Origin of the sequence: Streptomyces sp. NPDC050625 (assembly GCF_040654755.1) — a bacterium.
In the GTDB taxonomy this organism is placed as follows: domain Bacteria; phylum Actinomycetota; class Actinomycetes; order Streptomycetales; family Streptomycetaceae; genus Streptomyces.
Genome location: NZ_JBFAIQ010000001.1, coordinates 389,191 through 413,994 on the forward strand (window position 1 = coordinate 389,191; position 24,804 = coordinate 413,994).

25 protein-coding genes and 1 pseudogene are annotated in these 24,804 nt (G+C 69.4%); 13 read left to right on the top strand and 13 right to left on the bottom strand.

The genetic code is table 11. The annotated features are described in order from the left end of the window. Positions 1-40: 40 nt before the first annotated feature. Positions 41-358, bottom strand: a complete 318-nt coding sequence (locus AB0I54_RS01845) for an LAETG motif-containing sortase-dependent surface protein (protein WP_363293869.1) — start codon at positions 356-358, stop codon at positions 41-43. 110 nt (positions 359-468) lie between these two features. Between AB0I54_RS01845 and AB0I54_RS01850 the strand changes: the two genes are divergently transcribed. The 6 genes from AB0I54_RS01850 (at position 469) to AB0I54_RS01875 (ending at position 8,953) form a co-directional block, all read left to right on the top strand. Further along, positions 469-810 carry a hypothetical protein gene (locus AB0I54_RS01850; RefSeq protein ID WP_363293870.1) on the top strand — a complete coding sequence of 114 codons (342 nt, stop codon included), beginning with the start codon at positions 469-471 and terminating at the stop codon, positions 808-810. 205 nt (positions 811-1,015) lie between these two features. Further along, positions 1,016-2,278 carry an Ig-like domain-containing protein gene (locus tag AB0I54_RS01855; protein WP_363293871.1) on the top strand — a complete coding sequence of 421 codons (1,263 nt, stop codon included), beginning with the start codon at positions 1,016-1,018 and terminating at the stop codon, positions 2,276-2,278. A gap of 207 nt (positions 2,279-2,485) precedes the next feature. Then, complete coding sequence (locus AB0I54_RS01860; protein WP_363293872.1) at positions 2,486-3,940, top strand: FtsX-like permease family protein; 1,455 nt, start codon at positions 2,486-2,488, stop codon at positions 3,938-3,940. A gap of 147 nt (positions 3,941-4,087) precedes the next feature. Beyond that, on the top strand, positions 4,088-4,771 hold the full coding sequence (locus AB0I54_RS01865; RefSeq protein ID WP_363293873.1) for an ABC transporter ATP-binding protein: 684 nt from the start codon (positions 4,088-4,090) through the stop codon (positions 4,769-4,771). 257 nt (positions 4,772-5,028) lie between these two features. After that, the gene (locus tag AB0I54_RS01870) at positions 5,029-8,337 is read left to right on the top strand and encodes a S8 family peptidase (RefSeq protein ID WP_363293874.1); all 3,309 of its coding nucleotides are present in this window, start codon (positions 5,029-5,031) and stop codon (positions 8,335-8,337) included. 103 nt (positions 8,338-8,440) lie between these two features. Beyond that, on the top strand, positions 8,441-8,953 hold the full coding sequence (locus AB0I54_RS01875) for a hypothetical protein (protein WP_363293875.1): 513 nt from the start codon (positions 8,441-8,443) through the stop codon (positions 8,951-8,953). 13 nt (positions 8,954-8,966) lie between these two features. Here AB0I54_RS01875 and AB0I54_RS01880 read toward each other — a convergent pair whose 3' ends face one another. Beyond that, the gene (locus AB0I54_RS01880; protein WP_363293876.1) at positions 8,967-9,866 is read right to left on the bottom strand and encodes a helix-turn-helix transcriptional regulator; all 900 of its coding nucleotides are present in this window, start codon (positions 9,864-9,866) and stop codon (positions 8,967-8,969) included. A gap of 180 nt (positions 9,867-10,046) precedes the next feature. Between AB0I54_RS01880 and AB0I54_RS01885 the strand changes: the two genes are divergently transcribed. Continuing rightward, entirely contained in the window at positions 10,047-11,090 is a 1,044-nt protein-coding gene (locus tag AB0I54_RS01885) for an NAD(P)-dependent alcohol dehydrogenase (RefSeq protein WP_363293877.1), read from the top strand. Positions 11,091-11,243: 153 nt separating this feature from the next. Continuing rightward, on the top strand, positions 11,244-11,627 hold the full coding sequence (locus tag AB0I54_RS01890; protein ID WP_363293878.1) for a VOC family protein: 384 nt from the start codon (positions 11,244-11,246) through the stop codon (positions 11,625-11,627). A 1-nt stretch (position 11,628) separates the two neighbouring features. On the opposite strand, the gene AB0I54_RS01895 is transcribed toward AB0I54_RS01890, so the two are convergent. Both AB0I54_RS01895 and AB0I54_RS01900 read right to left on the bottom strand, forming a co-directional pair. Next, positions 11,629-12,387, bottom strand: coding sequence for a hypothetical protein (locus AB0I54_RS01895; RefSeq protein WP_363293879.1), 759 nt, complete (start codon positions 12,385-12,387; stop codon positions 11,629-11,631). Positions 12,388-12,499: 112 nt separating this feature from the next. Beyond that, positions 12,500-13,777, bottom strand: a complete 1,278-nt coding sequence (locus AB0I54_RS01900) for a GNAT family N-acetyltransferase (protein WP_363293880.1) — start codon at positions 13,775-13,777, stop codon at positions 12,500-12,502. A gap of 157 nt (positions 13,778-13,934) precedes the next feature. Between AB0I54_RS01900 and AB0I54_RS01905 the strand changes: the two genes are divergently transcribed. Continuing rightward, on the top strand, positions 13,935-14,663 hold the full coding sequence (locus tag AB0I54_RS01905) for an NAD(P)H-binding protein (RefSeq protein ID WP_363293881.1): 729 nt from the start codon (positions 13,935-13,937) through the stop codon (positions 14,661-14,663). A gap of 7 nt (positions 14,664-14,670) precedes the next feature. Here the strand turns inward: AB0I54_RS01905 and AB0I54_RS01910 are convergent, their stop codons facing one another. The 6 genes and pseudogenes from AB0I54_RS01910 to AB0I54_RS01935 all read right to left on the bottom strand — a co-directional run bounded on the left by AB0I54_RS01910 (position 14,671) and on the right by AB0I54_RS01935 (position 18,597). Beyond that, positions 14,671-15,105: a hypothetical protein gene (locus tag AB0I54_RS01910; RefSeq protein WP_363293882.1), complete on the bottom strand. Its 435-nt coding sequence runs from the start codon at positions 15,103-15,105 to the stop codon at positions 14,671-14,673. A 120-nt stretch (positions 15,106-15,225) separates the two neighbouring features. Continuing rightward, the gene (locus AB0I54_RS01915; protein ID WP_363294354.1) at positions 15,226-15,735 is read right to left on the bottom strand and encodes a DUF4291 domain-containing protein; all 510 of its coding nucleotides are present in this window, start codon (positions 15,733-15,735) and stop codon (positions 15,226-15,228) included. Between the two features lie 63 nt (positions 15,736-15,798). Further along, positions 15,799-16,464, bottom strand: coding sequence for a hypothetical protein (locus tag AB0I54_RS01920; RefSeq protein ID WP_363293883.1), 666 nt, complete (start codon positions 16,462-16,464; stop codon positions 15,799-15,801). Between the two features lie 17 nt (positions 16,465-16,481). Then, a complete protein-coding gene (locus AB0I54_RS01925) occupies positions 16,482-17,141 on the bottom strand; it encodes a hypothetical protein (protein ID WP_363293884.1) in 660 nt (219 codons plus the stop codon). A 97-nt stretch (positions 17,142-17,238) separates the two neighbouring features. After that, positions 17,239-17,385, bottom strand: a pseudogene (locus AB0I54_RS01930) (DUF4291 family protein); the annotation flags it as partial. Between the two features lie 93 nt (positions 17,386-17,478). Beyond that, complete coding sequence (locus tag AB0I54_RS01935; protein ID WP_363293885.1) at positions 17,479-18,597, bottom strand: hypothetical protein; 1,119 nt, start codon at positions 18,595-18,597, stop codon at positions 17,479-17,481. A 175-nt stretch (positions 18,598-18,772) separates the two neighbouring features. Between AB0I54_RS01935 and AB0I54_RS01940 the strand changes: the two genes are divergently transcribed. Beyond that, the gene (locus AB0I54_RS01940) at positions 18,773-19,927 is read left to right on the top strand and encodes a cystathionine gamma-synthase (protein WP_363293886.1); all 1,155 of its coding nucleotides are present in this window, start codon (positions 18,773-18,775) and stop codon (positions 19,925-19,927) included. A 31-nt stretch (positions 19,928-19,958) separates the two neighbouring features. Here AB0I54_RS01940 and AB0I54_RS01945 read toward each other — a convergent pair whose 3' ends face one another. The 3 genes from AB0I54_RS01945 to AB0I54_RS01955 all read right to left on the bottom strand — a co-directional run bounded on the left by AB0I54_RS01945 (position 19,959) and on the right by AB0I54_RS01955 (position 21,352). Next, positions 19,959-20,207: a hypothetical protein gene (locus AB0I54_RS01945; RefSeq protein WP_363293887.1), complete on the bottom strand. Its 249-nt coding sequence runs from the start codon at positions 20,205-20,207 to the stop codon at positions 19,959-19,961. A 25-nt stretch (positions 20,208-20,232) separates the two neighbouring features. Then, positions 20,233-20,736 carry a sigma factor-like helix-turn-helix DNA-binding protein gene (locus tag AB0I54_RS01950; protein WP_363293888.1) on the bottom strand — a complete coding sequence of 168 codons (504 nt, stop codon included), beginning with the start codon at positions 20,734-20,736 and terminating at the stop codon, positions 20,233-20,235. Between the two features lie 109 nt (positions 20,737-20,845). Continuing rightward, complete coding sequence (locus AB0I54_RS01955) at positions 20,846-21,352, bottom strand: MarR family transcriptional regulator (RefSeq protein ID WP_363293889.1); 507 nt, start codon at positions 21,350-21,352, stop codon at positions 20,846-20,848. A gap of 161 nt (positions 21,353-21,513) precedes the next feature. Between AB0I54_RS01955 and ilvA the strand changes: the two genes are divergently transcribed. From ilvA to AB0I54_RS01970, 3 genes are all read left to right on the top strand, one after another. Beyond that, positions 21,514-22,743, top strand: a complete 1,230-nt coding sequence (ilvA, locus tag AB0I54_RS01960) for a threonine ammonia-lyase (protein ID WP_363293890.1) — start codon at positions 21,514-21,516, stop codon at positions 22,741-22,743. Positions 22,744-22,917: 174 nt separating this feature from the next. Then, positions 22,918-23,928 (top strand): ATP-binding cassette domain-containing protein, encoded by a 1,011-nt coding sequence (locus AB0I54_RS01965; protein ID WP_363293891.1) that lies wholly within the window; start codon positions 22,918-22,920, stop codon positions 23,926-23,928. Next, positions 23,925-24,782 carry an ABC transporter permease gene (locus AB0I54_RS01970; RefSeq protein WP_363293892.1) on the top strand — a complete coding sequence of 286 codons (858 nt, stop codon included), beginning with the start codon at positions 23,925-23,927 and terminating at the stop codon, positions 24,780-24,782. The genes AB0I54_RS01965 and AB0I54_RS01970 overlap by 4 nt, the downstream gene beginning before the upstream one ends. Positions 24,783-24,804 lie beyond the last annotated feature (22 nt).

Genomic DNA, 24,804 nt, shown 5'->3' on the forward strand with positions numbered 1-24,804 from the left:
AGCGGACTATGAGCCTTAAGTCAAAGAAACGTCAAGTAATTTAAAAACCCATGCGCTCACGGCGTACCGAATACACCACGAAACCCGCACCCACGGCGAGGAAGAGCGTTCCGCCGACGACATAGGGCGTCGTGTCCGGGCTTCCCGTGTCGGCCAGTTGCGTGCCCTCCGCGGCGTCCGCCGCGGTCTCCGCGGTCGCCTCCGACATCGCCCTGGCCTGCTGAGTGACCTGCGTCGCCGAAGTCGCCGCTCTCTCCGGGGCGTCCTGCGACGCATTGGCGGACGGGACGAACCACAGGGCGCCCAGCAGGGTCCCCGCGGCGGTGGCGGTCAGCAGTGAGCGGCGAGCCGATGACACGGAATATCGATCCCCCTTGTGACGCTGGCGAATTGGCCGTGTGGGGCGATGTTAGTGAAAGTTGCGGGTCACGGGAAAGTCACGGGAGGTTTCGGCCGTACGCTCCGGGCATGAGCACTCCAGAGACATCACGTTTTGTACGCCTTCGGGTGGAGCTGGTCCTCGAAATCGAGGACGCGGACGCAGTGACGAAGCGGGCACTGCAGCGCCTCGCCGGTGACACCGAGATGCCGGACGAGGAGCGGGCGCACGCCGAAGGGGCTGTGACGGAAGACACCGCCGAGGCCATCGCATATCTGGTGGATCCGTTCGACCTGGTCAACGAGGTGCCCGGGGTCGAACTCCAGCAGGCCTCCTGGTCCAGCGAGCGGATCGAGTACGACCCCGACTCACCGGACTGGGACCTCGACGACGATGATGTCGAGGAAGACGAGGAAGAGGGCATCGGCTGAGCGTTCCGGGGAATGCGTGACCCCGGACGGCAACCGCCGTCCGGGGTTTTGTCGTCTCAGGGGGCGCACGGACCGACTCCGCACCACCCCCCGCCCCGGCGGACGTGGTGTGGACCACACACCCTGTGTGTGTGGAACGGGGCGAGTCGGCCGTAGCGTTGAAGATTCTTGAGCGGGGGCTCGGTGTTTCGCGGACTCGGAAACGATGGAGAAGCGTGTGATGACGGACAGTAAGCGGCGCAGGGGCCTGATGGCCGCGTCCGCACTGCTCGGCGGTGTTCTGGTGCTCACGGCATGTTCCGGTGGCGACGACAAGGCCTCCGGCTCCGGCGGCGACACCTCGCAGGCGAAGGCGGACGAGGCGGCAGCCAAGAAGTCCTCCGCGGCCCAGATCACGATCACGCCCAAGGACGGCTCGAACGACGCCTCCATCAACAACTCCGCCGCCGTCACGGTCACCAAGGGCACGCTCACCAGCGTCACCATGACGACCGCCGACGGCAAGGCCGTGGCCGGCGCGCTGTCCGCCGACAAGAAGAGCTGGAAGCCGACCACCCAGCTGGAGCGTTCCACCAGCTACAAGGTCGCCGCCGAGGCCAAGGACGCCGCGGGCCTCGTCGCCCACGAGAACGCCTCCTTCACCACGGTCTCCCCGGCCAACAGCTTCATAGGCAACTTCACGCCGGAGGACGGCTCCACCGTCGGCGTGGGCATGCCCGTGTCGATCAACTTCGACAAGGCGATCACCAACAAGGCCGCGGTCCAGAAGGGCATCACGGTCACCTCCAGCAGCGGCCAAGAGGTCGTCGGCCACTGGTTCAACGCCAACCGCATCGACTTCCGCCCCGAGGCGTACTGGCAGGAGAACTCCACCGTCACGCTGAAGCTCGCGCTCGACGGCGTCCAGGGCGCGAACGGCGTCTACGGCGTCCAGCAGAAGACGGTCACCTTCCACATCGGCCGCAACCAGGTCTCCTACGTCGACGCGCAGACCAAGCAGATGAAGGTCACGCAGGACGGCAAGACCATCAAGACCATCCCGATCTCGGCCGGTTCGCCCGAGAACAAGACGTACCAGGGCATCATGGTCATGCAGGAGAAGTTCAAGGAGACGCGCATGAACGGCGCGACCGTGGGCTTCACCGACGACGACGGCAAGGGCGAGTACGACATCAAGGACGTGCCGCACGCCATCCGCCTGACCAGCTCCGGCACCTTCCTGCACGGCAACTACTGGGGCGCGAAGTCCATCTTCGGCAGCGTCAACACCAGCCACGGCTGTGTGGGCCTGTCCGACACCAAGGGCGCGAACGACCCGAACACGCCCGCCGCGTGGATGTACGGCCACTCGATCCTCGGTGACGTGGTCGTCGTCAAGAACACCGGCGACAAGACCGTGGCCCCGGACAACGGGCTCAACGGCTGGAACATGGACTGGGCGCAGTGGAAGGCCGGCTCGGCCGTCTGACACAGCCCTCCCACAGCTTGACCGATGCCGCCCCCGGAGCCGGGGGCGGCATCGCGGCCTCTCCTGGGCCCTTCCTGGGCCTCTCCTAGGCCTTGCCGGACCGCTCCTGGGCCTTTCTGGGCCCTTTCTGGGGTCGGCCACAGCCTTCTCATCGTTCTTTTATTGCCGCCTTATCGAGTCATCAGGGTGCGTCCCTAGCTTGCGGCCATGTTCTTCACCTACCTGAGGCGCGAACTGCGCCGCCGCAGAAAGGCGGCCCTCGTCGTCGCCTCCGGCCTCGCGCTGGGCATAGCGCTGGTCATCGTGGTCAACTCCGTGTCCAACGGCATGGGGAAGGCACAGGACAAGGTCCTCCAGTCGCTCTACGGCCTCGGTACCGACATGACCGTCACCAAGGCGGCGTCGGCGTCCACCGGGAACGCACAGCGGCCGCGCTTCCAGTTCGACGCGCAGAACAACGGCGACTCCAAGTCGCAGAGCAGCGACCGGGTCATGGTGCAGGGCTTCACCACGCTCGCCTCCTCGACCGTCACCAAGGTCGCGGACCAGAAGGGCGTCTCCTCCGCCGTCGGCGGCCTGAGCCTCAACGTGGTGAAGGTCAGCGGCGAGTTCACCCGCGGTCGGTTCCAGCAGAACCCGGACTCCGGCGGCAGCCGGCAGGGCGGCCCCGGCCAGGGCACCGGCCAGCCGCAGGGCGAGGTGCGGGGCGGCGGCGCCGACTTCGACATCAACCAGTACTCGGTCTACGGCACCGACGTCACCAGGACGGCACTGGGCCCGCTCACCTCGTCCAAGATCACCAGCGGCCGCACCTTCAGGACGACCGAGACGAACGCCAAGGTCGTCGTCGCCGACTCGGCCTACGCCAAGACGAAGAAGTACAAGGTCGGCTCCACGGTCACCATCAAGGGCGTCAAGTACAAGGTGATCGGCATCGCCACCGCCGACAGCGGTGACTCGGCCGCCAACCTCTACATCCCGCTCCAGCAGGCGCAGACGCTGGCCGGCGAGAAGAACAAGATCACCACGATCTACGTCAAGGCCGCCGACTCGCAGCAGATCGACACCGTCAAGAGCGCCATCCAGAAGAACGTCTCCGGTACGACGGTCACCACCTCCGCCGACCTCGCCAAGACGGTCTCCGGCTCCCTGTCCACCGCGTCCAGCCTCGCCACCAACGTCGGCAAGTGGCTGTCCGTCGCGGTGCTGATCGCGGCCTTCCTGGTCGCCGGTCTGCTCACCTCCTCCGCCGTCTCCCGGCGCGTCCGTGAGTTCGGCACGCTGAAGGCGCTGGGCTGGAAGTCGGGCCGGGTGACCCGGCAGGTGGTCGGCGAGGCGGTCGTCAACGGTCTGGTCGGCGGCGCCCTCGGCATCGCGCTCGGCCTGGCGGGCGCGTACGTCGTCACCGCGATCAGCCCCAGCCTGCAGGCCCAGCTCGGCGGCGGCACGGGCGGCGGACCGGCCGGTCCGGGCGGCGGCTTCGGCGGCCCCGGCCGACAGGCGGCGAAGTCCCTGGAGGTCGCGCTCACGGCACCGGTCAGCGTGACGACGATCCTCCTGGCGGTGGGCCTCGCAGTGGCGGGCGGCCTGATCGCGGGGGCGTTCGGAGGCTGGCGAGCTTCAAGGCTGCGCCCGGCAGATGCGTTGCGGCGGGTGGAGTAGCGGCCACTTGAAGGCGCGGCTGAACGATCCCACTAAGGGGCGCGGGGCTGTATCGCTATGCGGCTCCGCCGCGCGGGCGCGACCAGCCCCCACTCACCGGCACCCAACCACGATGCGCACCACCCCAGACCCCTCCCAGGAGCCACCATGTACGACCTCAGAAACGTCACCAAGCGCTACACCCGAGGCAAAGACACCATCCACGCCCTGGACGGCATAGACCTGACCATCGGAGACGGTGACCGCCTGGTCATCCAAGGCCCCACAGGCGGCGGCAAATCCACGTTGCTCCAAATGCTCGGCGGTCTCGACCGCCCCACTTCCGGCGAAGTGGTCCTGGACGGCACTGACCTGGCCAAGCTCCCCGAGGCCCGCCTGACAAGGGTCCGCAGCGAGAACATCGGCTTCGTCTTCCAGTCCTTCAACCTCATCCCCACGCTCACCGCCCAGGAGAACGTCGAGACCGCCCTCGTACCGCTCGGCGTGAAGGCGAAGGACCGCCGCGAACAGGCGGCCGAGGCGCTGAAGTCGGTCGGCCTCGGCGAACGGCTGGGCCATCTGCCCTCGGAGCTGTCCGGAGGACAGCAGCAGCGTGTGGCCATCGCCCGCGCCCTGGTCAAGAAGCCGAAGGTGCTGCTCGCCGACGAGCCGACCGGCAACCTCGACGAGGGCATGCGTGACGAGATCATGGAGGTTCTGGAACGCATGTGGAAGGAGTTGGGGCTGACCCTCATCATGGTCACCCACGACTCCGTGATCGCGAAGAAGGCCCCGCGCCTGGCGACCATCCGCAAGGGGAAGATCACCGTGAAGGAGAACGCGGGCGCGTAGGCGACCGGGCACACGGCGTATAACACCGATCGCACGTGCTCAACTTCGCGGTTTCGTAACGGTGTTCCACTCGGCGCGTAACAGTTCCCGGTAGCGCTTTCACACCCTCCTCTCATCTATTGAGCCGTCAGATCACCCCCCGGCATACTTCGTGCTCCGGGGGGTGACGTGCATGCGTACGAGACTGCCCCCGGCCGGGTGAACGGGGAATTCGCCAGCCCGGTACTCCATCTCCAGGGGGAGTTTTGCGCAGACAAGTGAAAAGAGCGGCTGCGGCCACCGTCGCCACTGCCGCAGCCGTCGCCCTCGCCGCAGGCATGACCAGCCCGGCGTCGGCGAAGCCTGAGCAGCGGACATCGTCCGCTGCCTCGCTCACGTCAAAGCACCGCATCACCCTGATCACCGGCGACCGGGTCGCCGTCGACACCAAGGGCCGGGTCGTCGGCCTGGAGAAGGCCAAGGGGCGCGAGCACATACCCTTCCAGCTCCGCAAGGTCGACGGACACACCCTCGTCATCCCCGCCGACGCGGCCGGCCTGGTCGCCTCCGGCAAGCTGGACCAGCGGCTGTTCGACGTCACCGAACTGAACAAGGCCGCCACCCGCAAGTCCCTCAAGCACGGTCTGAAGGTCATCGTCGGCTACAGCGGTGCCGCCACCGCCGCCAAGGCCGACGTGCGTGACGCGGGCACGCTGCGCCGCAGCCTGAAGACCCTGAACGCGGACGCGATGCAGACGCCGGCCAAGGAGACGCCCGAGCTCTGGGACGCGGTCACCAACGGCAACAGGACCGCCTCCGGCATCGCCCACGTCTGGCTCGACGGTGTGCGCAAGGCCAGCCTCGACAAGTCCGTGCCGCAGATCGGCGCCCCCAAGGCCTGGGCGGCCGGCTACACGGGCAAGGGCGTCAAGATCGCCGTCCTGGACACGGGTGTCGACGCGACCCACCCGGACCTCAAGGACCAGGTGATCGAGTCCAAGAACTTCTCGGCCGCCGCGGACGCCACCGACCACTTCGGCCACGGCACGCACGTCGCGTCCATCGCGGCGGGCACCGGCGCCAAGTCGGGCGGCAAGTACAAGGGTGTCGCGCCCGACGCGAAGATCCTCAACGGCAAGGTCCTGGACGACACCGGCTCCGGTGACGACTCCGGCATCCTCGCCGGCATGGAGTGGGCGGCCCAGCAGGGCGCCTCCGTCATCAACCTCAGCCTGGGCGGCTACGACACGCCCGAGATCGACCCGCTCGAGGCCGAGGTCAACAAGCTCTCCACCGAGAAGGGCATCCTGTTCGCGATCGCCGCGGGCAACGAGGGCCCCGAGTCGATCGGTTCGCCGGGCAGCGCGGACGCCGCGCTCACCGTCGGTGCCGTCGACAAGAGCGACAAGCTGGCCGACTTCTCCTCGACCGGCCCGCGCACCGGCGACGGCGCCATCAAGCCGGACGTGACCGCGCCCGGCGTCGACATCACCGCCGCCGCGGCCCCGGGCAGCGTCATCGACCAGGAGGTCGGCGAGAACCCGCCCGGCTACCTGACCATCTCGGGCACCTCGATGGCGACCCCGCACGTCGCGGGCGCCGCCGCGATCCTGAAGCAGGAGCACCCCGACTGGGGCTACGCCGAGCTGAAGGGCGCCCTGACCGGCTCCGCCAAGGGCGGCAAGTACACGCCGTTCCAGCAGGGTTCGGGCCGTATCGCGGTCGACAAGGCGATCAAGCAGTCCGTGATCGCCGACCCGGTCTCGGTGAGCTTCGGTGTGCAGCAGTGGCCGCACACCGACGACAAGCCGGTCACCAAGCGGCTGACGTACCGCAACCTGAGCACCAAGGACGTCACGCTCGACCTGGCCGCCACCGCCACCAACCCCAAGGGCCAGGCGGCTCCCGCGGGCTTCTTCAAGCTCGCCAAGACCAAGGTGACCGTCCCGGCGGGCGGCAAGGCCTCGGTCGACCTCACCGTCAACACCAAGCTGGGCGGCACCCTCGACGGCGCCTACTCCGCGTACGTGACCGCGACCGGCGGCGGCCAGAGCGTCCGCACGGCCGCCGCGGTGCAGCGCGAGGTGGAGTCGTACGACGTCACGCTGAAGTTCATCGGGCGTGACGGCAAGCCGGCCAAGTACTACGACGTCGACCTGGCGGGTGTCGCGGGCCTGGCGGGCGGCCGGGACCTCACGCCGTACGACCCCTCCGGCACGGTGAAGGTGCGCGCGCCCAAGGGCACGTACATCCTGAACTCGGCGCTGTTCGTGGACCCGGTGGACGGCACCAAGGGCATCGACTGGATCGCGCAACCGAAGCTGACCGTCGGCAAGAGCCAGACGATCACCATCGACGCGCGCAAGGCCAAGCCGGTGGACATCACCGTCCCCGACGCGGCCGCCAAGTCGGCGTTCGCCTCCCCGGAGTTCGACGTCACGGTGGGCGACGGCTCGTACGGCTACGGCTGGTTCCTCGACACGTACGAGAACTTCCACACCGCGGGTCTCGGCCCGCAGATCACCGACGGTTCCCTGTACCAGCAGTGGGACGGGCACTGGATCAAGGGTGACAACGAGCAGTACGACACCGTGGCCGGCGCCAAGGTCAAGCAGCTCGCCACCGGCTACACCAAGCACTACAAGGCCGGCGACCTGGCCACGGTGAAGGCCAACCTGGGCGCCGCCGCCGGCGGCAAGAAGGGCTCGGTCAACGCCGTCGGCTGGCTGCCGCAGAGCTCCGGTGGCTCCTCCATCGGCGTTCCGCAGGCCATCCCCAGCACCCGTACGCTGCACCTGTCCACTCTGGGCGGCGTGAAGTGGGGCATGGACTTCGAGCAGACCTCCGGGGTCGACCCGGACGGCTTCCCGATCACCGACGCGTACTACACGCTGGGCGCGCCGCAGGCCTTCGCGGCCGGCAAGACCTACGAGAAGACCTTCAACACGGCGGTCTTCGGCCCGCACCTCAACGCGGACTACGGTCTGTTCCGGGACGGCAACACCATCTACGGCATGCTGCCGCTGTTCGCCGACGCCAACAAGCACGCCGGTTCGTCGGACTTCACCTCGGTGACCACCACCCTGTACCGCAACGGCACCAAGGTGGGCTCCACCAAGGACCCGATGTTCGGCGAGGATCCCTTCAAGGTTCCGTCCGGTGACGCCGAGTACAAGCTGACCACCTCGGTCAAGCGCACGGTCAAGGTCGCGGCCGCCTCCACGCGGATCGACGCGAGCTGGACCTTCCACTCGAAGAAGCCGACCGGTGGCAGCGTCGCCAAGCTCCCGGCCTCCACCCTCCGCTTCAACGCCAAGACCGGCCTTGACAGCCGTGTCGAGGCCGACAAGACGGTCACCTTCCCGGTCACCGTGGAGGGCGCGGCCGCGGGCAGCAACCTGAAGTCGCTGTCGGTGTACGTGTCGTACGACTACGGCCAGACCTGGAAGAAGGTCGAGGTCCGCAACGGCAAGATCACCGTCAAGAACCCGGCCAAGGGCAAGGCCATCTCGTTCCACGCCAAGATCGCCGACAAGAAGGGCAACAAGTCGACGATCTCGATCTACAACGCCTACTACGCCAAGTGAGCCGTAGCGGCTGAGCAGGGCATGAGCGAGCGGCCCGCCGGGAGTGCAGCTTCCGGCGGGCCGTCCGTGTTCGTCCGATGACGGGGTGTCATAGGGTCACCCCGTGACCGTAGCCATAACCGCGATGATCACCGCCGTGTTCGGTGTCCTCGGCACCCTCCTCGCGCCCGTCCTCAGCCATCGGCTCGGTGCCCGGCGGCGTGCCGAGGACGCCGAACGCGCGGAACGCAGGCTGCGCTTCGAGGAGCGGCGCACGGCCTACATCGCCATGAACCGTGCCTCCCGGCAGTTCCACACCCTCCTCAAGGACGCCCTGCACCGCATCCGCGACGGCGTCTACACGGACCAGGACCGCGACCAGCTGGAGGAGACCCGGCGCGAGTACCGGGACCGCTACGCAGAGGCGCAGATGGTGGTACCCGAACGCATCCTGGACGCCTCACGTGCCGTGAACCGGGTCCTCGCCGGAATCGACGCGACGGCGAAACGACTGGACCGGAACCTGGCCGGCGAGGGTGAGACCCCGCAGCGGGCCCTGCTCGACCTGAAGGAGGCGGAACCGCTGCTGACCGCGATGCGCAGGGCCATGCGCAAGGACCTCGGGGTGGAGGACTGAGCGCGGGACGCCGTCAGGCCGACGGTACGGCCCTCGTCGCGTCCGTGCCCCAGCTGGCGAGCAGCCGCAGGGCCTCCGCCGACGGGGAGCCCGGCTCCGCGTGATAGGTGACCAGGGACTGGTCACTGTCGCCCGTCATACGGAACGACTCGAAGTTCAGCGACAGCTCGCCGACCAGCGGATGGTGCAGCCGCTTGACGCCGTGGTTCTTCTCCTTGACGTCATGCGTCGCCCACAGGCGCCGGAAGTCCGGGCTCTTCACGGACAGCTCGCCGACCAGCGCCGACAGCCGGGGATCGTCGGGATAGCAGCCGGCGTCCATCCGCAGCGCGCACACGATGTCGATGGCCTTCTGCTCCCAGTCGACGAACAGCTCGCGGTACTCCGGCTTCAGGAACACCAGCCGCGCCCAGTTCCGCTCCGCCGCCGGCAGCTCCCCCCAGTCCCCGAAGAGGGCGGCGGCCATCCGGTTCCACGCCAGGATCTCCGAGCGCCTCCCGACGACATACGCCGGTACCGCGTCCATCACGTCCAGCAGCTGCTGCAGCGCCACCCGCACCTGCTGGGCGCGTGCCGACGCCTTCTTCTTGTGCTGCTTGCCCTTGGCGAGGTGGGTCAGATGGGCGTGCTCGGCGTCGGACAGCCGCAGCGCCCGGGCGATCGAGTCCAGCACCTCCGCCGACACGTTCCGCCCGTTGCCCTGCTCCAGCCGCGTGTAGTACGCCACGGACACCCCGGCCAGCTGCGCCAGCTCCTCGCGGCGCAGCCCGGGCACCCGGCGGTGCCGCCCGAAGTCCGGCAGCCCCACGTCCTCCGGCTTCAGCCGGGCCCGCCTGCTGCGCAGGAACTCGCTCAGCTCGGCGCGCCGGTCCAGGGAGTGACCGGGGGCGGCAGTCTCGGGCTGTTGGTCCATACAGCCAGTATCGGACGCATCGCGTGGTCGTACGCACAGGAGCCTGACCCCGCCAGTGGTACGCACGGCGGACGTACGCAAAGGTGTGGGCTGGGTGAGCGCCGGGGCATGAGGCAGGCTGGAGCCATGCCCGGCGGGAAGGCAGCCGGGTGCATCACCCCCCGCGAGGAGAACCACGCCATGACCACTGTTGCCGCGTATGCCGCGCCCGCCGCGAAGGCCTCGCTGGAACGGACCACGATCGAGCGGCGCCCGGTCGGCGAGTTCGACGTCCTGATCGACATCAAGTTCGCCGGCATCTGTCACTCCGACATCCACCAGGCCCGTGAGGGCTGGGGCACGGCGATCTTCCCGATGGTGCCCGGCCACGAGATCGCCGGTGTCGTCTCCGAGGTCGGTTCCGGTGTCACGAAGTACCAGGTCGGCGACCGTGTGGGCGTCGGCTGCATGGTCGACTCCTGCCGCGAGTGCGACAACTGCCGGGCCGGCCTGCAGCAGTACTGCTCCCAGGGCGGCCCCGTCTGGACGTACAACGCGGTCGGCAAGGACGGCGAGCCCACCTACGGCGGCTACGCCGAGAAGATCGTCGTCGACCAGGCCTTCGTCGTCCGCATCCCCGACGGTCTCTCCCTGGACGTGGCCGCGCCGCTGCTCTGCGCCGGCATCACCACGTACTCCCCGCTGAAGCACTGGAACGCCGGCCCCGGCAAGAAGGTCGCCGTCGTGGGCCTCGGCGGCCTCGGCCACATGGGCGTCAAGATCGCGCACGCGCTCGGCGCGGAGGTCACCGTCCTGTCGCAGTCCCTGCGCAAGAAGGACGACGGCCTGAAGCTGGGCGCCGACCACTACTACGCCACCAGTGACCCGAAGACCTTCGAGGAGCTGAAGGGCACCTTCGACATCGTCCTGAACACGGTCTCCGCTTCGCTGGACTTCGGTGCCTACCTCTCGCTGCTGCGCACGGACGGCGCGATGGTGAACCTCGGCATCCCCGAGGAGCCGGTCCAGATCATGCTGTCCTCGGTGTTCGGCAACCGCCGCAGCCTGAGCAGCTCCGGCATCGGCGGCATCCCGGAGACCCAGGAGATGCTCGACTTCTGCGCCGAGCACGACCTGGGCGCCGAGATCGAGCTGATCGGCGCCGACAAGATCAACGAGGCGTACGACCGGGTGGTGGCGAGCGACGTCCGCTACCGGTTCGTGATCGACACCGCGACGATCTGAGCCGCGCTGCCCGGCAGCACACCCGCCGCCAGGGCCGGTCCCGACAGCGGGGCGGGCCCCGGCGGCGGGGCGGGCCCGGGCGGCGCTCGACGATCAAAGTAAGGCTTGCCTCAGTTCGCGTCGGAGTATGTTGGGCAGCAGGAGGTGCACACGATGACTGTGCAGCTGAACCACACCATCGTCGCCGCGCACGACAGCCATGTCTCGGCCGACTTCCTCGCCGGTCTCCTGGGCCTCGAAGTGGGCGCGGACTACGGCCCGTTCGTCCCCGTCGGAATACCCAACGGCGTGACGCTGGACTACAAGGACACCGCCGGCGCCATCACCCCGCAGCACTACGCCTTCCTGGTCTCCGAGGACGACTTCGACGCCATCTTCGCCCGCATCGGGGAGGCGGGCCTCACCTACTGGGCGGACCCGTTCCACAGCCGCGCCGGCGAGATCAACACCAACGACGGCGGCCGCGGGGTGTACTTCGACGACCCCTCCGGCCACCGGATGGAGATCCTCACCCGCCCCTACGGGAGCGGGAGTTGAGTCAGCGCACGGGGAACGTCCCGCCGGCGCCGTAGGACCGTACGAGCACGTCCTGGCCGTCGCTGCCGTCGCTGCCGTCGCTGCTGTCGCTGCCGTCCGCCGGTCGCACCACGTGGGCGCGGCCGAGCCCCGAGACCCGTGCGTGCCCGTCGTCGCCCACCTCGACGAGCGTGTTCTCGTCGAGTGCGACGCCGTACGGGACGTATCCGCGGGCGACCGCGGCGACGAGCCTCGGCAGCGTCCCCCACTGCGCGGCGTGCACGTCCACCCCGAACGGCACGAGCCCGAGCCCCGGCCGTACCGCGATCTCCTCCAGGTCCTCCGCGGAGTCCTCCGGGCACACCGGAACCCCGTCCAGGAGCCACCCGCCGACCACGGCGTGTCGCGCGGCGACGGCGGCGCCCGCCGAGAACCCGGCGTACGGGACACCGCGCTCGGCGAGCGCCTGCGGCAGTCCTTCGAGACACTGCGCGAACGCCTCCTGATACGCGGGCGTCAGCCCGCCGCACACCAGCACCCCGTCGACACCCGCCACCGCCTCCGGCCCGAACCGCCCGCCCAGAGGCGCGAGCAGCGGTACGGGCGTGCAGTCCCCGGCCTTGCGCAACGCCCCCTCGTACCGGGCGAACTGCTCGGCGCCGTCGCCCTCGTCCAGGATCACGCACCCGATGCGCGGAGCGTCCCCGGCCGCATCGAGGAACGGCTCGTAGACCTCCGCGGTGTCCCATCCCCCGCCGATCAGAAACGTACGGCTGCCCATCCCCGTCCCTCTCGTGTGGTGAGAGGCGAATGTACGAGGAGGGAGAGACGACCGTCGACCGGATAGTCGTCTCCCTTCCGGACGTCTCCCTTCTGGACGTCTCCCTTCGGCCTCAAAGGCGGCTGTAGGTCTCGATGTCCTCCATGAACTCCTCGATCGCCCGTGCGGTGAGCGTCGGCCGGGTGTCCGCGATGGCGGTCATATAGTCCTCGGTCGTGGCCGGCAGGCCCCGGCGCTGCGTGACCTCGCGTTCGAACGCCGTCTGCGCGCCCTTGCGGGCCGCGTATTCGATGTCGGCCGGGGTGAACAGCTCGCTGGCCTCTACCAGCCGGGTGAGGTCCACGGAGTCGGTGGCGGCCCGGAGATAGCGGGTCCAGATCGCGGCGCGGGCGGTGGGGTCCGGGGGGCCGATGGGGATGACGTAGTCGAACCGGCCCGGCCGCAGAAAGGCCGCGTCGAGGGACCGTACCGAGTTGGTGGCGCACGTCAGCAGGCGTGTGTCGTGCTCACGGAAGACGGGGATGAGTTTGAGCAGCTCGTTGGTCACCCCGTGGCCGGGATCGACCGCCTTGCCGGACCGCGCGCCGGCGATCTCCTCGACCTCGTCGATGAAGAGCAGGACCGAGTCCAGTTCCGCCAGGTCCGCGAACGCCTGGCGCAACGCCACGGCCAGCCCCTCGTCCGTGTCGGCCGCGAGCCGGGACGGGTAGAGCTCCACGAACGGCCAGCCGAGCCGGGAGGCCACCGCTTTGGCGAAACTGGTCTTTCCCGTGCCTGGCGGGCCGAACAGGATGACCGCCTTCGGCGGGGCGACGGCGAAGCGGTCGGCCAGCGCCGGTTCCGTCAGCGGAAGTACGACACGGCGCTCGACGACCTGCTTCTCCCGCTCCATGCCGGCCATGGCGTCCCAGAGGCCGCTGGGCAGCATCCGGCCGCCCAGCGTGGCCAGGACCTCGGCGTTGGCGGTGTCGTCCGGTTCGATCTTCTCGTAGTAGGTCAGGTCGTCGCGGAGCCGGTACCCGGAGTTCTCCAGGGCCTTCGTCCCGGCGGCGTCGGCGGGCAGCAGAGCGCTGACGCGCCGCACGCCGAGTGCCCGCAGGCGTCGTTCCAGCTCGGAGAGGAGGGCGCTGCCGATGCCGCGCTCGCGCCAGCGGGAGGCGAGGGCCACCAGCAGGACCCAGCCTCGGGTACCGCCCGTCTGCGCCACGGCCATCCCGACCAGCTCGTCGCCGACCACCGCGACCACGGCCGTCTGACCGCTCTGTGCCGCGGCCATCACCTCGGAGACCGGAAACACGGGGTCCTCGTCGGCCAGCCGGCTCTGTTCCCAGATCCGGATCGCCTGGTCGAGGTCGCGGTCGTGATAGTCGCGCAGATGCCATGCGGGCATGGCCGTCACCTCACCTCACCCGGCCCGGGAGTGCGCTGAGGGTCATCCCTGTCTCCAGGCTGCGCCGCGCCTGCCGAGGACGCATCCGGAGGTCGCTGAGGCCCATCTGCGATATTGCGGACATGACACGAAACATGACACCGACGAAAGGCACGTCATGAAGATCGCAGTCATCGGCGGTACCGGGCTGATCGGGTCGCAGGTCGTCAGGAACCTGAACGCAGCCGGGCACGAGGCGGTACCGCACTCACAGTCCACTGGAGTCGACGTCATCAGCGGCCGGGGACTGGACGAGGCGGTGGCGGGAGCCGACGTGGTCGTCAATCTGACGAACTCCCCGACCTTCGACGAAGCCTCCCCGGCCTTCTTCCAGACCTCGATGGACAACCTTCTGGCCGCGGCCCACAAGGGCGGCGTCGGCCACTTCGTCATCCTCTCGATCGTCGGCGTGGACCAGGTGCCGGAGCTGGACTACTACCGGGCCAAGGCGCTCCAGGAGCGGCTCCTCGCGGCCGGTCCGATCCCCTACTCGATCGTCCGGGCGACGCAGTTCATGGACTTCATGGACGCCGTCCTGTCCTGGACCAGCGACGGCGACACCGTCCGGCTGCCCGCCACGCCGATCCAGCCGATCGCCTCCAAGGACGTGGCCGCCGCCGTGTCGGACGTCGCCGCGGGCGCCCCGCTGAACGGCATCCGCAACATCGCAGGACCCGAGGTCTTCGCCCTGGACGAGCTGGGCCGGATCACCCTGGCCCACAAGGGTGACAACCGCACCGTCGTCACGGACCCCACGGCGGGCATGTTCGCCGCGGTCAAGGGCGACGTCCTCACCGACGAGAACGCCCGCCTGGCCACCACCCGTTACACGGACTGGCTCTCCTGACCTGCGCTCACCGGCCGCCGCCGGTCTCGATGTGATACCTCGTCAGCGCGAACAGGATCAGGAGGTCGAGCGTCATCACGGAGATGGCCCACACCGGGTAGTACGGAACGAACATGAACTGGGTGATCAGGCTGATCCCCGCCGTCGCGGCACCGGCCCCGCGGCCCCAGCTCTTGTTCATCAGGACTCCCAGGCCGGCGACGACCAGCGCCACTCCGACGACGAGGTGAATGACGCCCCAGGCGGTCAGATCGAACCGGTAGGCGTACTGGGAGGAGGAGACGAGCAGGCTGTCCTGCGCGATGCCCGACACGCCCATCAGAATGCTGAGCGGTCCGCTGAGCATCATCATGGCCCCGGCGGCCAGGGACGCACTGTCGATCGCTCTGCCGCTCTCGGACCCCCCGTGCCCTCGCTGTGTCTTGCTGGGCATCGCTGTCATGGCCGTCGCCTTCCTGTACAGCGCGGTCACCGACGCACAATGGCCGTGCGAGGCCAGCCGCGTCTCCCTGACAGGATCACCGCAATCCTCCGGCACCGCGACTGCAGCCGCCCCTGCCCGTCATCCGTGCAGGTGGGCAAGAAATGCGTCTCCAACGGGATAGGGGTGCTCCTGGGGCAGCAGCCGGGCGGCCGAGTCCAGGTCACCACCGCGGACGAGGGCGTGTATCTCGTGGGCGAGCGGGGTCACGTCGCGGACGGCGACCGTCCACTCGTCCGCGTAGCGTCGTGCGGCCTCACCGGAGAGGCCGAGTTGCAGGGACCGGTACGGCAGGGGCTGTAGCCGCAGGTCCCGCTCGGGATCCCACTGCACACGAGCGGGCGCACGCTTCAACTGACGCTGCCAGGTGGCCCGGTCGGGGTGCACCCCGCGGGCGTAGCCCGACAGACACGCGTGGCACAGCGCCCAATCGAAGCCGTCACGACTGATCTCGACGGCAAGAACGGTCTCCTGCCCCGCCTTGGCGCCCCAGCCACAGCGGTACATCATCCACAGGAACGACGGCTTGATCCAGGTCAAGCATTGCTCACAGACCTTTCCCGCGAGGTAGCGGAGCCTGTGCACGGGGATTCGTGATGTCTGTCCCGTTCCGGCGGGCGCACCGTGTCGAGGTGAATGCGGTGTTCGGCCACGTCAGTACCAGCGGACTTGGCCGGCTGCCCCATGGCCCGTGCGGGCGGCGTGGCGGAGGACGCGTAGCGGGCCGTCAAGAAGTTCGTCCGCGTTGTGGTCGGGGTCGTCACCCAAGCCGGTCATCCACGCGTGGATTCGCTCGATCGCGTCGCGCCGTGGGATTCCGGTCAGGACGAGGGTCTCCGAGACCGCGGGCAGCTGATCGCGGACTTGCTCGGCATCAAGAAGGAAGTCCCCGAACCGTCCCGGCAGCCGCAGCGTCGCATCGGGGCCCAGCGCGTAAGCCAAGGCGGAGAACGGGTCGGCCTTGCGCGCCGTGGCCACGAACAAGCCCTCCTCGGCATCGAGGGGAAACTGATCCATGACCGTGTCACGCAACTCCTGCGCGTGATCAGAGTCGTCGCGGCAGGCGTCGAAGAACGCGCTGAGCCGGAGGGCGTCCTCGTCGGCGCGCCAATCGCCGGGAGAACTCGTCGACGGAGGGAACATGGACGCCTGCGCCTTGCTTCGCCACCAAGCCAGTTCCCCAGGCACGTCACAGTGCACCCGTGCCGGCGCCGAGTTCTGAACCGGAGCGCTCCGCAAACTCCGTACCTCCTGTTCAGGCACTGCGCCGACGATCCACACGCCTGTGGCACTCAACTCCGCCTCCTTCTGCTCTTCCACCCGAACTCGGGCGTGTCTCAGCCGTCGGCGTGACGGTCGTCCGTACTGCGGGTCCACATGGAGAGGTCGCTGCTTGTCGCTACGGCGATCGTCTGGCCGGAGGGGGAGAAGCCGGCTGCACGGCATGTGGAGTAGTTCGAGTGGAAGATGTGCCACCACTCCTCTCCGTGCGGACCCGCGTGGGGGAGCCCGCCGTCCATTGACAGCAGGACCCGCTCGTTCGGCCAGGCCGGGGTGACGACTTCCAGGGTCCAGCCGTCTTCGGTGGTGGTGTGCAGACCGCCACCGAAGAGCCCGGCGATGTGTACGCGGCTTCCGGTGATCGGCCCCAGTCCGGGGCAGGACAGGTCGGCGACCGCGTCGGGGGTGCTGTCCTCAAGAGCGGGGTCGCGGTCCCTGGCGATCTTCTCGCCGGTGACGGCGTCGAAGAGACCGTGCCCGTCGTGCGAGACAACCATCACCAGATCGTGGCCCGTATCGGGGTTCGTCGCGAAGCCGACCCCGAGCAGTCCGCCGACAGGAACCCCGTACTCGTAGGTGAAGACGGGCCGCCAAGGTTCGGGCGCGGGCACCACAGGAGCCGAGAGAAGCCGGTCCCGCATCGCCCGCTGGTAGTCCGAGAGTTCCGACTCACGCTCGGGCTGCCCGACCGGGGGCGTCTCCTTCATCCACTTCATCACCGGACCATGATCCAGCCTCGACAGGCCAGCGCTGAAGGTGACCCCGGCCCACCGCCCAGTCACAGGCTCTTGCGGTCTATGAACGCTGCTTGATGATCCATGTCATCCTGTCGCGCTTCCACGCGGAGGGGAAACGGCCCTTGCGGGCGGCCGGCAGGCCGATGTCCGGGGAGTACGCCTGGTAGACGGTGATCGTGGATTCTGCGTAGGCCGCACGGATCCCGCGTTGCGGTTGTTGCATGCCGTACAGCGTGGGGTCGGCCGGTTCGGGCGGCCACTGATTTTCTCCAGCCGTTCGCCAGCGCGCTCGGCCGTGGCCGCCCGCTCGGGGCCGTCAGCTGAGCAGTGTTGCCGGGCTGCCGCCGTTGGCCTCGTAGCCCGCCACCGCCAGGGCTCGGTAGACGGCGAACTCCGCGGCCGGGTCGGGGGACAGGGACCAGGGGAGGGCGCCCACGTGGCCGTCGACGTGTATCAGCTGGTTCATGGCCTCCGACCAGCGCTCGGCGCGGACCAGGAAGAAGACCAGGAGATGGCGGACGTGCGCCGTCATCGGGTCGTCGGGACGGGCCGCGTGCACCGCGTGGAGCGCGCCGTGGACGGCCTTGGTCACGACCTCGCTCTGGTAGAAGCTGCTGACCAGGTTCACCTCGGGGAGGTGCTCGAAGACCGCGAAGAGCGGCATCGCGGCGAGCAGGGAGCCCTGGGGTGCGCGGGCTGCTGCGGCCTCCGCGAAGGAGTACGCCAGCTCGCGCGAGCCGTGCCACTTCTCGCACCAGTAGTGCAGGGCCGCGAGATGGGCGCCCATGTGGGCCGGGTCCCGGTCCAGGATCTTCAGCCACAGCTTCTCGAACTCCGGCTGGGGGTACACCAGTCCGCGCGCCACCGACAGCTCGACGATGTGCGGGACCGGGTCGCCGGGAGCCAGCAGCGCGGCCTGTCCGCACGCGTCCCGGGCCTCCTCCATGATGATCCGGAACTCGTCCGTGCCCGGGGTCGACGTGCGCCACGCCTGCTGCACCAGGAACTCCGCGTGCACGGCCGCGCCGCCCGCGTCCTTGGGCTGCTCGGCCCGCCACACACGCAGCCACTGCCCGCCCGGAGTCTCATGGACCCCGCCGGGCCGCTGCTGCAGCTCCAGCGCCGCCGCGCCCGCGAAGGCCTGCACGCGCTGCCAGCGCAGCTCGCCCTCCGTCTCGGTGCCGGCCAGCAGCTGCGAGGCGGCCCGGTAGTCCTGGGTGCGCTGCACCAGGTCCAGGACGTCGAGCAGGTCCTGGTCGGGGCCGGGCATGCGGATGTCCAGCTCCTCCTCGCGCGCGAAGCCGTAGTTCGCCGGGTCCGCGGCGTCCGGGTGGCCCGGGTGGACCCGCTCGATCATCCCGCGCCTGCGCCGCAGGACCGGGAGCAGTGCGAAGCTCAGCATGAGCAGCGCCATCAGGACCCAGAGAATTTCCATGGCTCAAGCGAACCAGACGCCGCCGACAATTGGCCAACCCGTCCCGCTCCGCCTGTGGAAAACCGTCCGGCCGGCCCGCCGCGTGCCCCGTCACGCACGGGGAAAACCCTTGCTTCCGGCCGTGTGCGACCCGCTGTCCGGCAGCAGTGCCGCGGGCGCACTACGCTCGGTGCACATGAGCGACAGGCACATCAGTCAGCACTTCGAGACCCTCGCGATCCACGCGGGCAACACCGCCGATCCCCTCACCGGCGCGGTCGTCCCGCCGATCTACCAGGTCTCGACCTACAAGCAGGACGGCGTAGGCGGCCTGCGCGGTGGCTACGAGTACAGCCGTAGCGCCAATCCGACCAGGACCGCACTGGAAGAGAACCTCGCCGCGCTGGAGGGCGGCCGTCGCGGCCTCGCGTTCGCGTCCGGTCTGGCGGCCGAGGACACCCTGTTGCGTACGCTGCTCAGCCCCGGCGACCACGTGGTCATCCCGAACGACGCGTACGGCGGCACGTTCCGTCTCTTCGCGAAGGTCGTGTCCCGGTGGGGCGTGGAATGGTCCGTCGCCGACACCAGCGATCCCGCAGCCGTACGGGCCGCCATCACCCCGAAGACCAAGGCCGTGTGGGTGGAGACCCCCTCCAACCCGCTGCTCGGCATCACCGACATCGCCGCCGTCGCCCAGATCGCCCATGACGCGGGGGCGAAGCTCGTCGTCGACAACACCTTCGCCACGCCCTACCTCCAGCAGCCGCTCTCGCTCGGCGCGGACGTGGTGGTGCACTCGCTCACCAAGTACATGGGCGGTCACTCGGACGTGGTCGGCGGTGCGCTGATCGTGTCCGACCAGGCGCTGGGCGAGGAACTGGCGTATCACCAGAACGCGATGGGCGCGGTCGCCGGGCCCTTCGACTCCTGGCTGGTGCTGCGCGGCACGAAGACGCTCGCGGTGCGCATGGACCGGCACAGCCAGAACGCCACGAAGATCGCCGACATGCTGAGCCGGCACGCGCGCGTGACGCGGGTCCTGTACCCCGGCCTGCCGGAGCACCCGGGTCACGAGATCGCCGCCAAGCAGATGAAGGCGTTCGGCGGCATGGTCTCCTTCCAGGTCGAGGGCGGCGAGGAGGCGGCCGTCGAGGTGTGCAACCGTGCCAAGGTCTTCACCCTCGGGGAGTCGCTCGGCGGCGTCGAGTCCCTCATCGAGCACCCCGGCCGTATGACGCACGCGTCCGCGGCGGGTTCGGCCCTGGAGGTCCCGGCCGACCTCGTCCGCCTCTCCGTGGGCATCGAGAACGTCGACGACCTGCTCGAAGACCTGCAGCAGGCGCTGGGCTAGCAGCCGGCGCCGGACCGGCGACAGCGCCGGTTCACCAGCCCGTGACGGGTGGAGTCGTCTGGGACGGCGGCTCCACCCAGGGCCGGGCCGTCACGGCCCACACGGTGAAGGCCACGGCCGCGGCGAACAGCAGCAGCCACATCAGACGCCGGGCCGCGGTCCTGCGGCGCAGCATGCGGCTCCCGCGACGCACGACCTCCGCGTACAGCTCAGGTGGCACCGGTGGCGGCACCTGCTCCATGATCCGCCGCGCGGCGGCCTCCCGCTCCAGCCGGTTCACCTGTGCCTCCCCTCGTCCCGCCGCCTCACGACGGTGCCACCTTCGCGCCCATCACGACAGACGGCTGCCCCCGGCGCGGATGCAGCAGAGTGGCCGTCGCCCGGTCGCAGATCGCGTGGACCCGTTCCGGCGGGAGTCCGAGCAGCGCCGCCACCTGCTCCTCGGCGACCCCCTCGTACAACCGCAGGACGAGGATCAGACGCTCCTGGGGGCTGAGGACGGCCAGGGTGCTTCCGGGATGCGGGCGGCCGCGGCCGAGACCGCCGTACTGGTGCCAGGCCCCGCGCGCGAAGCGCGTGGCGAGGTGCTGGCGGGCGCGGTCGTAAGGGTCCTCGCCGCGCAGCCGGTCCCAGCACGCGTACGTGTGCGCGAGGGCCAGGGTGAGCAGCCGCCGCGCGCGCGGGTTGTCGTCCGGCGCCTCCGCGGTCAGCAGTGTGGCGGCATGCAGCAGCCGCCCTGCCGCGCCCGCGACGAATGCCTCGAACTCCCGGGCCCGGCGGGCGCTTTGGGACGCCTGCCGTTCTCGCACCGCGCCTCCCGCCTGAGGGGGCCCTGCCGGTACGGAACGCGCAGCCGCGTGCGACCAGGACCCGGTCTCATATGAGGCCAGCGGCGGCCCGGGGTCAAGAGTCCGGGACTCAGGAGGCCGACGGAGTCTCCGGCGCGGGCACGCCCGGGACCGCCATCCGCGCGGAGAGCGCGGTGTTGAAGCGTGTGAGGAGCGTGCAGAACGTCTCGCGCTCCTCCGGCGCCCAGTCGTGTGTCAGCTCGGCCATCAACTGACGCCTGGACGAACGAACTTCCTCCAGCCGGGACAGCCCGCGCGGGGACAGCTGCAGCACCACCGCCCGACCGTCCTCGGGGTGCGAGGTCCGCTTGACGAGCCCGGTGTCGACCAGGGGAGCCACCTGCCGGGTGACCGTCGACGAGTCGATCCCCATGCTCGCGGCGAGGGCCTTGACCCCCATCGGTCCTTCCTTGTCGAGGCGGTTCAGCAGCAGATACGCGGCGCGGTCCATGGAGTTGCGCACCTGTCCGACGCCGCCGAGCCGGGTCTGTTCGGCACGCCGGGCGAAGACCGCCACCTCGTGCTGCAGCGTGTCGAGGAGACCGGTGTCACCGACGGTCGTCATGTCCATCGACATTTCAGGTGTTGTGGGCATGGCCGGGGGCTCGCTTCATGAAGAGTGCTGGGTTGGGGGACAGGGTACGCGGCCAGGGGGCGGGTCGTACCGGGGCTGCGCAAACCGGTCTCGGAGCTTGGTCACACCCGCTGCGCCCGGCTGTGAACTGCGAGACTTGTGTCATGAGCTACAGCACGGCTGACTCCTTGCGGCCCGTCACCCTCGACGACGTGCGCGGCGCCCAGAAGATGCTCACGGGCGTGGCGCGGGTGACCGCGATGGAGGGCAGCAGGCATCTGTCGCAGCTGGTGGGCGCGCCGGTCCACCTCAAGTGCGAGAACCTCCAGCGGACGGGTTCCTTCAAGCTGAGGGGCGCCTACGTCCGTATCGCCGGCCTGCTGCCCGAGGAGCGCGCCGCCGGTGTCGTGGCCGCGAGCGCCGGGAACCACGCGCAGGGTGTGGCGCTGGCCTCCGCGCTGCTCGGCGTGCACGCCACCGTGTTCATGCCGAGGGGCGCCCCGCTGCCGAAGATCAGCGCGACCCGGGACTACGGCGCCGAGGTGCGCCTGTACGGTCAGGTGGTCGACGAGACGCTGGCCGCGGCGCGGGAGTACGCGGAGCAGACGGGCGCCGTCTTCATCCACCCCTTCGATCATCCCGACATCATCGCGGGGCAGGGCACGGTCGGCCTGGAGATCCTGGAGCAGTGCCCGGAGGTGGGCACGATCGTCGTCGGCATCGGCGGCGGCGGGCTCGCGGCCGGCATCGCCGTCGCGGTGAAGACGCTGCGGCCGGACGTGCGGATCGTCGGCGTGCAGGCGGCGGGCGCGGCCGCGTACCCGCCCTCGCTCGCGGCCGGGCGGCCGGTGGTGATCGACAACCCGGCGACGATGGCCGACGGGATCAAGGTGGGGTGTCCGGGCGAGGTGCCGTTCGGGATCATCGCCGAGCTGGTGGACGAGGTCCGCACGGTCACCGAGGACCAGTTGTCGGCCGCGCTGCTGCTGTGCCTGGAGCGGGCCAAGCTGGTCGTCGAACCGGCCGGCGCGAGTCCGGTCGCCGCGCTGCTGGCGGACCCCGGCGCCTTCCCGGGTCCGGTGGTCGCGGTGCTCTCCGGCGGGAACGTCGATCCGGTGCTGCTCCAGCGGGTGCTGCGCCACGGCATGGCCGCGCAGGGCCGCTACCTGGCCGTTCGGCTGCGGCTGACGGACCGGCCGGGCGCCCTCGCCACGCTTCTCGGGGTGTTGTCAGTGGTGGACGCTAACGTCCTCGACGTGAGTCATGTACGGACCGATCCACGGCTCGGGCTCACCGAGGCGGAGGTGGAGCTGCACCTGGAGACAAAGGGCCCGGCGCACTGCGCCGAGGTCGGCCAGGCCCTGCGCGAGGCGGGATACACGGTCATCGATTGAGGTCGGAGACCTCGCCGACACTCATCCTTCACCTTGCTCGGGCAACGTCGAGCCCGTCACCCGTTCGGGCAATGACGAGAAAATTCCATTGAGTGACGCGATACATCGCGTTATGGTCTGTTGCGCAGTCACCTCGCATTCTTTCGCCCCATCCCCAAAGACGTGGAGATTCATATGCCAGGCGCCATCTACGCCGAAGGCCTGGTGAAAACCTTCGGCGACGTAAGGGCACTGGACGGCGTCGACCTCGATGTGCCCGAGGGCACGGTCCTCGGTCTGCTCGGGCCGAACGGCGCTGGCAAGACGACGGCCGTCCGCTGTCTGACGACCCTGCTCCGCCCCGACAGCGGCAAGGCCGTGGTCGCGGGTGTGGACGTCCTCAAGCACCCCGACGCCGTCCGCCGCTCCATAGGCCTGTCCGGCCAGTTCGCTGCGGTCGACGAGTACCTCACCGGCCGCGAGAACCTGCAGATGGTCGGCAGGCTGTACCAGATGGGCGCGAAGGCGTCGAAGGCCCGCGCGGTTGAACTGCTGGAGCAGTTCAACCTCACGGACGCCGCCGACCGCCCCGCCAAGACCTACTCCGGAGGCATGCGCCGCCGCCTCGACCTCGCGGCCGCGCTCGTGGTGTCGCCGCCCGTCATGTTCATGGACGAGCCGACCACCGGCCTCGACCCGCGCAACCGCCAGCAGCTGTGGGAGGTCATCAAGCAGCTGGTCTCCGGCGGTACGACGCTGCTGCTCACCACCCAGTATCTGGAAGAGGCCGACCACCTGGCCCACGACATCGCCGTGGTCGACCACGGCCGCGTCATCGCCAAGGGCACCTCCGACCAGCTCAAGGCCCGCACCGGCGGCGAGCGCGTCGAGGTCGTCGTGCACGACCGCGAGGACATCGCGACGGCCACCGAGGTCCTGGGCGGCTTCGGCAAGGGCGAGACCACGGTCGAGGAGCACACGCGCAAGCTGACCGTCCCCGTCACCGGCGGCGCCAAGCTGCTCGCCGAGGTCATCCGGGAGCTGGACACACGCGGCATCGAGATAGACGACATCGGACTGCGCCGCCCCACCCTCGACGACGTCTTCCTGTCCCTGACGGGACATGTGGCGGAGGAGAACGACGAGGGCAACGGCGCCTCGAAGAAGCCCGGCGACCGCAAGAAGAACAAGGAGACCGCGAAGTGAGTGCCGTAACCGACGCGACGCCGGTCGCGGCCCCCGGCAACCCGTTCAGCAGGTCCCTTCGGGACTCGCTCATCGTCGCCCAGCGCAATCTGATCCGCATGTCCAGGATCCCGGAGATGGTGATCTTCGGGCTCATACAGCCGATCATGTTCGTGGTGCTGTTCACCTATGTGTTCGGCGGATCCATGAAGATCGGCACCAGCACCAGCGCGGTCGACTACAAGAACTTCCTGATGGCGGGCATCTTCGCGCAGACCGTCACGTTCGCCACCGCCAGCTCCGGCGCGGGCATCGCCGACGACATGCACAAGGGCCTCATCGACCGCTTCCGCTCCCTGCCCATGGCACGCGGCGCGGTATTGACCGGGCGCACGCTCGCCGACCTGGTCCAGACGGCGCTGACCCTGCTCGTCCTCGCCGTCGTCGCCGTGCTGGTCGGCTGGCGCACGAGCACGTTCGGGGACACCAACGTCGCGAGGATCCTCGGCGCCTTCGGGCTGCTGCTTCTGCTCGGGTACGCGTTCACCTGGATCGGCGCACTGATCGGCCTGACCGTCCGCACCCCGGAGGCGGCCACCTCCGGCGGACTGATCTGGCTCTTCCCGGTGACCTTCATATCCAACGCGTTCGTGGACACCAGCAACATGACCCCGTGGCTGCGCCATGTCGCGGAGTGGAACCCGTTCAGCGCCACGGTCCAGGCGTGCCGTGTGCTGTTCGCCAACCCCGGTCAGTCCCACTCGGACGCCTGGCCCATGCAGCACCCGGTGTGGGCCTCGCTGATCTACTCGATCCTGATCATCGTCGTCTTCCGCACCCTGGCGGTCCGCAAGTACCGCTCGGCCACCGCATGACGAGGCCCCCGGCGCCTTGCGG